Here is a 10,592-nt window from a genome sequence, read left to right as displayed (position 1 = left end):
AGTCATTCACAAAGATGTCGAGTCATTCTCCAAGATGTCGAGTCATTTTCCAAGATGTCGAGTCGATTTCAAACATGTCGAGTGATTTTCCAAGATGTCGAGTCATTCTCCAAGATGTCGAGTCGATTTGCAAGACGTCGAGTCATTTTCCAAGACGTCGAGTCGATTGGCAAGATGTCGAGTCATTTTCCAAGACGTCGAGTCGATTTGCAAGATGTCGAGTCGTTTTCCAAGACGTCGAGTCGATTTGCAAGATGTCGAGTCGATTTGCAAGACGTCGAGTCATTCACCAAGATGTCGAGTCGATTTGGGACATGTCGAGTGATTTTCCAAGACGTCGAGTCGATTTGCAATATATTAATTGCCGCCAAGACATGGGGTTGATACATAAATAACATGTAGACTCTTACGTCGCAGTTTATGGATATTTGTTATAAGAGGATGTTCAAAAAGTCTGGTAAAAATGACACTGCGAATTTCGCACGAATGCTTGTTTCTCCGCTCCTTGAAAAAGGGAAATCACTTTTTTTGCGTGCTAGAAGCGTTTCCTTGAAAAAGGAAAGCACTTTTTCTGCGTGCTAGAAGCGTTCGCTCATGTATCTAAATGCATACATTCCGCTGCTTGAAACTGCGCCGCCTCGAACTTCTTGGCCCTTTTTATCCTCCTTTTTGAACACGCACTATAAAGTTTATAAAATAGCCAAATGAAAAATCCGAACTAATATAAACTTTAATAACAGTTTAAAATCTAGTTCGGTTTTCTCTATGACTACTATAGCTAAGCCTATTGTTCCTGAAAAATTTTCTAATTTAATTTAGAAAAATCCTAATTTATCTTCACTGTAACTTACAAGTAAATTTTTTGTTTGTTGATAGTGGTTTAACATCATCAGATGTGTTTCTCTTCCAATTCCAGAACTTTTATAGCCTCCAAAAGCAGCGTGGGCAGGATAGGCATGATAACAGTTCGTCCATACTCTACCGGCTTGGATTCCTCTTCCGAAACGATAAGCTGTATTCATCTCTCTTGACCAAACTCCTGCACCAAGACCGTAAAGTGTATCGTTAGCAATTTTCAGTGCTTCCTGTTCATTTTCGAAAGTTGTAACAGCAACGACAGGGCCGAAAATTTCTTCTTGGAAAATACGCATCTTATTATGGCCTTTAAATACGGTCGGTTTAATATAATATCCATTTTCAAATCCTTCAATTACATTAGATCCTCCACCAATTAAACATGTTGCTCCCTCTTGGCGGCCAATATTTAAATAAGATGATATTTTTTCCATTTGCTCTGTGGATGCCTGGGCACCCATCATAGTTTCAGTATCAAGGGGATTTCCTGTTTTAATCTCTTTCACCCTGTCAAGTGCTCTCTCAATAAATTCATCGTAGATCGCTTCATCAATTAGGGCTCGGGAAGGGCATGTACAAACTTCTCCTTGGTTTAAAGCAAATAAGACAAATCCTTCAATTGCTTTATCTAAAAAGTCATCGTCTTTATCCATTATGTTTTTGAAAAATATATTTGGAGACTTTCCTCCAAGTTCAAGTGTAACAGGGATAATGTTCTCAGATGCATATTGCATAATCAACCGACCAGTAGTCGTTTCTCCAGTAAAAGCAATTTTAGAAATTCTTGGATTTGATGCTAATGGTTTTCCCGCTTCCACACCAAAACCGTTTACTACATTTAAAACCCCAGCAGGAAGTAAGTCACCAATCAATTCCATTAACACCATAATCGATGCAGGAGTTTGTTCCGCTGGTTTTAAAACTATACAATTTCCGGCAGCAAGGGCTGGAGCAATTTTCCACGTAGCCATTAGGAGTGGAAAATTCCATGGGATAATTTGACCTACGACACCGAGTGGATCGTGAAAATGATAAGCAACAGTATTTTCATCAATTTGACTTAATGTCCCTTCTTGTGCACGGATTGCACCAGCAAAGTAGCGGAAATGATCAATTGCTAAAGGAATGTCAGCGTTTAATGTTTCTCGAACAGCCTTTCCATTATCCCATGTCTCGGCAACAGCTAACATTTCAAGATTTTCTTCCATCCGATCGGCAATTTTATTTAAGATAAGGGCCCTTTCAGCGGGGGATGTTTTTCCCCACTTATCTTTTACACTGTGTGCGGCATCTAAAGCTAATTCAATATCTTCTTTTGAAGAACGAGCAACTTCACAAAAAATTTCTCCTGTTACAGGGGTTGGATTTTCAAAATATCTATTATTTACAGGCTTGATCCATTTCCCATTAATAAAATTATCATAGCGTTTTTTAAACGTAACTTTTGAATTTTCTTTTCCTGGTTGTTCATAAATCATTACAATACCCCTTTTCCCGTTTACGTAGTAATTTAGAAGGTAGGAATATTTTACCTACCTTCTATGTAGACAGTCATTTTTTGATAACGTTTTCAAATAATTGGTTAAAATTCTAAAACGACTCGCCCATTTATTTTACCTTTTTCCATTTTGTCAAATACATCATTAATGTCGTCTATTTTTGCTGTCGAAACGATTGCACGAACTTTTCCATCAGCAGCAAATTGTAATGCTTCTTGCATATCTTTACGAGTCCCAACAATCGATCCTTTTACACTAACTCCATTTAAAACAGTATCAAAAATAGGCACTGGTATTTCGTCATTTGGTAGTCCGACTAAAACAACAGAGCCACCTCTTTTAACTGAATGGTATGCTTGTTCAAATGCTGATTTTGTTACAGCGACACTAATAGCCGCTTGGGCTCCACCAACTTTATTATTAATTTCTTCTGCAGGATCCACTTTTCTACCGTTAATCGTAATGTCTGCCCCAAGTTCTTTTGCAAGCTCGAGTTTATCGTCTTGGATATCGACAGCAATAGCATTAAATCCCATTGCTTTAGCATATTGCAAGGCAATATGTCCTAATCCACCAATACCATAAATTGCGACCCAATCGCCCGCTTTTGCACCAGAAACTTTTAAAGCTTTATATGTTGTTACTCCAGCACATAAAATTGGAGCAATTTCAACAGAATCCACACCGTCTGGTATTCTCGCAACATAATCAGCGGGTGCTACACAATATTCAGCAAAAGCTCCATCTGCAGAATATCCACCATTTAATTGATCCAAACATAATGTTTCTTGCCCAGATAAACAGTACTCGCACTCTCCACATGCTTTAAATAACCAAGGAACACCAACACGATCACCAATTTTTAATGAAGTAACATTATCGCCAAGTTTTTCGACAATCCCAACTCCTTCATGACCAGGAATAACGGGAAGCTTTGGTTTTACTGGCCAATCCCCGTGTGCTGCATGTAAATCTGTATGACATACACCACATGCTTCCATTTTAATTAAAATTTCTCCATTTCCTGGTGTTGGTATCTCAACTTCTTTTACCTCTAGCTTTTCTTTAAACTGATTAACTACAGCTGCTTTCATTGATTATTCCTCCTATAGTTTTTTTAGTGAATACATCACCTAACCTTTAATAATGCAATTTTAATGCCAACTAATAAAAGGGCTTATTAACAATGTTTATTGTTAGACAAGATATCGTATTGACAAAAAATCGGAATAAAGTTACGAAATATCGGCATTTATTTACGAAGAAATGGAAAGAAGATAAAAAGAGGATTGTATAATAGTGACATTGAAGTATTTTGTCATGATAAAATTGATCTAACTAGCTCCATATAATTTGCATGGAATATAAAAAGCTTCAGCCTAATTCAAAGGCTGAAGCAAAAAAATTATTCTTCATCATCTAGTAATGGATAAACGCCATTTTCATCATGTGTTTCTCTACCGACAAGTGGAGGGTTAAATACACAAATTAACCGCATATCTTCTTTGCCACCACGTAAGTAATGTTCGTCGTTTTCGTTTAATGCGTACATCGTCCCGTTTTTAATCGGATAAACTTTTCCGTCTTTTACTGTTTCGATTTCTCCATCTCCAGCAACGCAGTAAACTGCTTCTAAGTGGTTTTGATAATGAATATGTGTTTCGGTTCCTGCATAAATAATTGTTTCATGAAATGAAAACCCCATGCCATCCTTTTTCAATAGGAAGCGGCGACTTGACCAAGTATCTGCTTTTGTTTCGTTTTCTGTTCCAATAATTTCATCTAGGTTTCTTACAATCATGTTCATTCTCCTCTGCTCTTTTAATCTAGTATAAGTTACTTTAAATAATTTCTATAATGAAAGCTCGAGCAGAAAATGTGCTCGAGCACGAATATTTATTAAACTTTAATTCTATTTTAAAACTGCTTTAATACTATCTTCGATGATGTCGAAGCCTTGTTGCAGTCCTGCTTCATCAATAATAAGTGGTGGTAAAAACTTAAATACTTCATCTTTTGGTCCGGAAGTTTCCATCAATAAACCACGTTGAAATGCTTCTTCACAAATCTTACTGGAAATACCGTCTACATGACAAGCGACTCCTTGCATCATGCCACGTCCTCTCGGTTCAGCCTTTAACTGAGGATAATCTTTTGAAACTTTTCTAGTAAACTTATGCATTAACTTGGCTTTTTTATCAACTTCTTGTGAGAAATTATCATTTTCCCAGTAGGTTAGAGCTTCTGTTGCTGCAATAAAAGCTAAATTATTACCACGGAATGTACCATTATGTTCACCAGGCTCCCAAACATCATGTTCTTTCTTAAATAATGTAATTGACATCGGAAGTCCGTATCCACCAAGTGATTTAGACAGGCAAGCAATATCTGGTTTTATTTCAGCTGGTTCAAAACTAAAGAAAGTTCCAGTTCTACCACAACCAGCTTGGATATCATCGATAATCAATAATATACCGAATCTTCTGGCTATTTTTTCGATACCTTTGAGCCATTCCATGCTTGCGGCATTAATTCCTCCTTCACCTTGAACTGTTTCAACAATAATAGCTGCTGGGAGGTCAACACCACTACCACTATTTTCTAGATAACTTTCAATAAGGGAAAGGGAATCAGCTTTAGAGTTGTACTTATCAAAGGGCATAGAAACAGAATGAGTTAAAGGAATCCCAGCACCTTCACGTTTTGAAGCATTACCTGTTATAGATAACGAACCAATCGTCATTCCATGGAACGCATTCGTGAAACTCATGATATTTGTTCTTCCTGTAATTTTACGGGCTAGTTTTAAGGCACTTTCAACAGCATTCGTTCCTGTTGGTCCAGGGAACATTACTTTGTAGTCAAGATTCCTTGGACGTAAAATAACTTCATCAAACTTTTTTAAAAAATTACCTCTTGCAATTGTTGCCATATCTAAGCTATGGGTGATCGAATCACTCTCGATATAATCCATGAGTAATTGTTTCATGGCATCGTTATTATGTCCATAGTTTAACGTTCCGGCACCCGCAAAAAAGTCAATATACTCCTTATTATCTGTATCCCATAGTTTGTATCCTTTCGCTTTTTTAAACACGGTTGGAAAACTGCGACTATAGCTTCTCACCTCCGATTCGTGTTCAGCAAAAATGTCCATTGTAATATTGGGATCTTCCGTTACGGTTGTCATATTAAGTTAATTAACCTCCATAAATTTTAATATTTTATTGACTTACCCTACTTTAATGGTCCAATTCGGTACGTCATTTCCGGTTCATGTGAAGGATCAGGAAACTGATCTTCTGAAAAACATTCAAAAACAGTGCAATTTGTGTCGTTCTTTTTCGCAATTCCTTTAAATAGTTTACTTGACGGCTTATTTGATGGAGTTACCGTTGCCTCCAAATAATTTACTTTTTCACTTTTTAACTGATTTAATAATTGTTCAATTAGCTTTGTCGCTAGACCTTTCCCACGATGTTTATGGTCAACAGCGACTTGCCATATGAATAAAGTATCCGGAGATTCAGGTTGTAAAAACCCTGAGACAAACCCGATTACTTCGTTTTCACATTCAGCGATGATGGATGTTTTATTGAAATATTTGCTCCACATTAAGTAGCTGTATGATGAATTAACATCGAGTACTTTGGAGTCTTTAACAATACGAAACATTTCACTCCCATCATCTTCGGTTGGTTCTCTAAAACAAATTTCTTCTCCTGTTCTTACAGTAATGGCCGTTTTCTCTAATACTTTGCTAACGGCGGTTCACCTCCTGATATTTTGCGTAAATAAAAATCTGTTTTTTCTTATTTACAAGGTTTGCCGAAAATAAACTATCCAGCTGTTTTCCTCTAGCTGCACTTGTCAGTTTGCTACTCGACAAGTTTTCTTTCGCAAATAAGTCCATCAATCATGTTACTTATTTGCATAAGTGCAACTACGCCTCTGACTGCACCTGTCGGTTTGTCACTCGTCGAGTTTTCTTTCGCAAATAAGTCCATCAATCATGTTACTTATTTGCATAAGTGCAACTAACGCCTCTGACTGCACCTGTCGGTTTGTCACTCGTCGAGTTTTCTTTATGTTTAATATAGTAACCATTGGAATTTTTTAAAGCAAATGTGCTTAGCTTCCATTTAGCCGCTTTATTTAATCTGAGATGGGGTGAGAAGGAGATACCTTACTCTTTTCTATAAATCTCTCCCATATTATCCTTTTTAGAGGGGGATATGGGTTGAATCTGTTAAAATCTCCTAATATATAACAAAATTTCTTTTTTTTCGATCTTGTATTTCAATAATAATTTGTTATAGTTAGATTAAGGGATTAAATGAATGGCTATTCATTCACAATTAGAGATTAATGAAAGCGATGCCATTTTTATTATTATGAGGAGGAATAAAATGCTTAATGAAACAGTGATTGTTACTGGTGGATCGAGCGGAATGGGAAAATATATGGCAAAACGTTTGGCGGATGGGGGTGCTAATGTCGTTATTACTGGTCGCAGTATGGAACGGTTAGAAGCTACAAAGCAAGAACTTAATCCAACCTCAGGAAAAATCTATTGTATTGAAATGGACGTACGAAATATTGAAGATGTAGAAAAGATGGTAATTGAGACCGTTAACGAATTTGGAACGATTGATCATCTTATTAATAATGCGGCAGGAAACTTTATTATTGCAGCAGAAGATTTATCTGTTAATGGTTGGAATAGTGTAATCGATATTGTGTTAAATGGAACTTTTTATTGCAGTCAAGCAGTTGGGAAGTATTGGATTAAAGAGAAGAAACGAGGTTCTATTTTAAATATGGTGGCAACATATGCCTGGGATGCTGGCGTAGGAGTAGTTCACAATGCAGCGGCAAAAGCGGGGGTATTAAGTTTAACGAGGACACTTGCTGTTGAGTGGGGAAGTAAGTATGGAATAAGAGTAAATGCAATTGCTCCAGGTCCAATTGAGCGAACTGGAGGAGCGGATAAACTTATGCTTTCGGAAGAGATGGCGGAACGAACGAGGCAATCTGTTCCATTAAAGCGATTTGGTACCCCTGAAGAAATTGCTGGGCTTGCTTACTTTCTATTATCTAAAGATGCGGCGTACATAAATGGCGAAGTAGTAACAATGGACGGGGGGCAATGGTTAAATCAAGCACCGTTTTAAGAAGTTGTACCTCGCACTTAAGCACTCTAAAATTAGGGTGCTTTTTTCATTGAAAGACTGATAAACTAGTATTAGAGGATGTTCAAAAAGTCCGGTAAAAATGACACTACGATTGGGGATCTTCTGCTAAAACCGCCCACGTTCTGTGGGCAACGCAGAAGTCACCACATCCTGTGGAAGCTCGTTGGCTTGCTTTTCCGCTCCTTGAAAAAGGTAAGCACTTTTTCTGCGTGCTAGAAGCGTTTCCTTGGAAAAGAAGATCACTTTTCCTGCGTGGCAGATCTTTGCTCATGTATTTAAAAGCATACATTCCGCTTGCCGGGGGCTGCGCCGCCTCGAACTTCTTGGTCCTTTTTATCCACCTTTTTGAACACGCACTATTAATACATTTTAAAAAGATTTTTGCTTATAAAAAAGGGGGGTTTTTTATGCAAGAGCAAAAGAAAATTGTAATAACACCAGTAACTTGGCTACGATGGATTGGAATTATCGTTTTATTTTTATTGCTGCTTATAATAATCGGTTACTTTTATTTTGATAACAAAATAGATAAATCTCTCCCACAAATCGAAGGAACAATTGAATTACCAGTAACGGAAACAGTAACTGTCACGACAGATGAAAGTGGAGTTCCTCATATCAAAGCAAATAACCTGAAAGATCTCTATATGGCTCAAGGATATGTCCAAGCGCAAAACAGACTTTTCCAAATGGAATTAGCACGCAGACAAGCCTCTGGAACATTAAGTGAAATTGTTGGAAAAGCAACTGTCTCAAGTGATAAATATTTTCGAACACTAGGCTTAAGAAGAGCTGCAGAAAAATCATATGAAATTTATGATGAAGAAGCAAAAAACGTATTAGACTGGTTTAGTGACGGTGTGAACGTATATATTGACGAAGCTATAAGGAACGGATCATTACCGATTGAATTTATGTTTATTGGGGCTAAACCTGAACCTTGGACCGCAATAGATTCATTAACAGTCGGTAAGTATATGGCATTTGACTTAGGTGGACACTGGGAAAGGCAGGCGTTTAATTATTATTTACTTAAAAATTTTTCATTGGAAAAAGCGTATGAATTATTCCCAAGTTATCCGCAAGATCGAAAAACTATAATAGAAGAAGAGATAGATATTGTTGCAAGCTTTAAGGATGCAATTATTCCAGAGCCTTTTAATGGGAGTAATAATTGGGTCGTTAGTGGTGAAAAAACTGCATCCGGAAAACCTCTTCTTGCTGATGATCCACATCTAGGTTTGGGAACACCTTCTATCTGGTATCAGATGCATTTAGAAGCAGAAGACCTCAATGTGAGTGGTGTAATTTTTGCCGGTGTGCCTGGAATTATTTTGGGACATAATGAACATATTGCTTGGGGAGTGACGAACACTGGACCCGATGTACAGCAACTCTATATTGAAAAACGAGATCCAAAAGATGACGATGCCTTTTTATTCGAAGGCGAATATGAAAAAGCACAAATAATTAAAGAACCAATCCATGTAAAAGGAGAAAAAACGATTGATTATGAAGTGGTAGAAACAAGGAATGGACCGATTATTTCAGAGTTTGCAATAGAAAACGGAAAAGATACGGTATTATCGCTACGATGGACAGCATTGGATAAAACGAAAGAGCTCTATGCTATTTTGCAATTGAATCGTGCAACAAATTGGGAAGAATTTGAAATGGGATTAGAAGATTTTCATGCTCCTGCTCAAAATTTTGTGTTTGCCGCATCAGATGGAACAATAGCATATAAAGCAAATGGAAAAATTCCTATATATGAAAATGGGAAAGATGCATTATTACCACTACCTGGTTGGGATGAACAATATCAATGGAAAGATTTTATCCCATTTGATGAGTTACCAAAACTCGTGAATCCTAAAAAAGGGTTTATCGCAACAGCAAATAATAAAATAACTGGTAAAGAGTATCCATACCATATTAGTAATGTTTGGGCGCAACCTTATCGATATGAACGGATTTTCGAAGTGCTTCAGCCAAATGATCAATTAACGATTCAAGATATGAAAAATTTACAAATGGATACTGTAAATTTAAGGGCGCGTGAATTTGTCCCATTTTTTATTGAAACGCTTAAAGATGAACCTTTATCAGATACAGAATCAAATGCGCTCCAACTTCTTGAAAAATGGAATTATAATGATGATGCTAATTTATCGCAACCATTACTATTCGAGCATTGGATGAACGAAATTGAAAATATATTATATAATGAAATTGATGATGAAGTAATGGAATTATTTAGTAGTAAGGGGCAGGCGACAGATGAATTATTACGCCTTGGAAATAACTCTATCTGGATTGATGATAATGGCGGTTTAATAAATGTGCTTCAATCCTCACTTAATGAAGTGATTGGAATATTGGAAGCGGAGTATGGAATAGATCAGTCTAAATGGAAATGGGGCGATTATCACCGAGTACAATTTGAACACCCGCTAGCAAGTGCAAATAAAGGTTTAGAATATGTATTTCATAAAGAGAAGCCGTTACCTGTTAACGGTAGTGCTGTAACTCCTATGGCAGCGCGTCATAATGAAGAGGGAATCGTTGATCATGGCGCATCGTGGCGTTTTGTCATTGATTTTTCAGATATAACGACCGGCCATCATATTGTTGGCCCCGGCCAGTCTGGACATTTTCTTAGTCCTTTTTATAAAGACCAAACAGTAGATTGGATAGAAGGGATATACCATGAAACGGCTCTCTCAGATTATGAAGGGTCAGTATTATTAATAGAACCTGAAAATGATTAGTCTTCTCAAAAAAGTTAGGAGAAGAGTATTTTAGTCATAGAAAAATCCGAACTATCATGTAAACTTCTTCAATTCAAGTTTGTAGTAGTTCGGATTTTCTTTTCTCTACTATTGTAAACTTTATAGGTAATTTCCATAAACGACTGCGACGTAAATTCGGATATTTTTTTCGCGACTCAGCATAAATTCGATCCACTCTGCATATTAGCTCTTACTCTGTAATATATTAGCCGGCTTGATGAGGCAGAAAAGGATCTCCGTCGACGGTATCT

At 37.1% G+C, this 10,592-nt stretch carries 8 protein-coding genes; 3 read left to right on the top strand and 5 right to left on the bottom strand.

Going from position 1 to position 10,592, the window contains the following annotated elements; genetic code table 11:
* Positions 1 to 395, top strand: a 395-nt coding sequence (locus SPD89_RS11785) for a hypothetical protein (RefSeq protein ID WP_336262149.1), incomplete at its 5' end; no start/stop codon positions are given.
* A gap of 420 nt (positions 396 to 815) precedes the next feature.
* Here the strand turns inward: SPD89_RS11785 and exaC are convergent.
* From exaC to ectA, 5 genes are all read right to left on the bottom strand, one after another.
* Positions 816 to 2,333 carry an acetaldehyde dehydrogenase ExaC gene (exaC, locus tag SPD89_RS11780; protein WP_336262148.1) on the bottom strand — a complete coding sequence of 506 codons (1,518 nt, stop codon included), beginning with the start codon at positions 2,331 to 2,333 and terminating at the stop codon, positions 816 to 818.
* Between the two features lie 104 nt (positions 2,334 to 2,437).
* Positions 2,438 to 3,448, bottom strand: coding sequence for an alcohol dehydrogenase AdhP (gene adhP, locus SPD89_RS11775; RefSeq protein WP_336262147.1), 1,011 nt, complete (start codon positions 3,446 to 3,448; stop codon positions 2,438 to 2,440).
* Positions 3,449 to 3,759: 311 nt separating this feature from the next.
* Complete coding sequence (locus tag SPD89_RS11770) at positions 3,760 to 4,155, bottom strand: ectoine synthase (RefSeq protein ID WP_336262146.1); 396 nt, start codon at positions 4,153 to 4,155, stop codon at positions 3,760 to 3,762.
* A 111-nt stretch (positions 4,156 to 4,266) separates the two neighbouring features.
* A complete protein-coding gene (gene ectB, locus SPD89_RS11765) occupies positions 4,267 to 5,544 on the bottom strand; it encodes a diaminobutyrate--2-oxoglutarate transaminase (RefSeq protein WP_336262145.1) in 1,278 nt (425 codons plus the stop codon).
* A 47-nt stretch (positions 5,545 to 5,591) separates the two neighbouring features.
* Positions 5,592 to 6,068: a diaminobutyrate acetyltransferase gene (gene ectA, locus SPD89_RS11760; RefSeq protein ID WP_336262154.1), complete on the bottom strand. Its 477-nt coding sequence runs from the start codon at positions 6,066 to 6,068 to the stop codon at positions 5,592 to 5,594.
* Positions 6,069 to 6,763: 695 nt separating this feature from the next.
* Here ectA and fadH point away from each other — a divergent pair.
* Together fadH and SPD89_RS11750 are read left to right on the top strand one after the other, a co-directional pair.
* Positions 6,764 to 7,528, top strand: coding sequence for a 2,4-dienoyl-CoA reductase (fadH, locus tag SPD89_RS11755; protein WP_336262144.1), 765 nt, complete (start codon positions 6,764 to 6,766; stop codon positions 7,526 to 7,528).
* 428 nt (positions 7,529 to 7,956) lie between these two features.
* A complete protein-coding gene (locus tag SPD89_RS11750) occupies positions 7,957 to 10,320 on the top strand; it encodes a penicillin acylase family protein (protein ID WP_336262143.1) in 2,364 nt (787 codons plus the stop codon).
* Positions 10,321 to 10,592: the final 272 nt, after the last annotated feature.

Origin of the sequence: Pseudogracilibacillus sp. SO30301A (assembly GCF_037072025.1) — a bacterium.
Classification (GTDB): domain Bacteria; phylum Bacillota; class Bacilli; order Bacillales; family Amphibacillaceae; genus Pseudogracilibacillus.
Note: the sequence above shows the minus strand (reverse complement) of the source record. Positions and strands in the feature narration are given on the sequence as shown.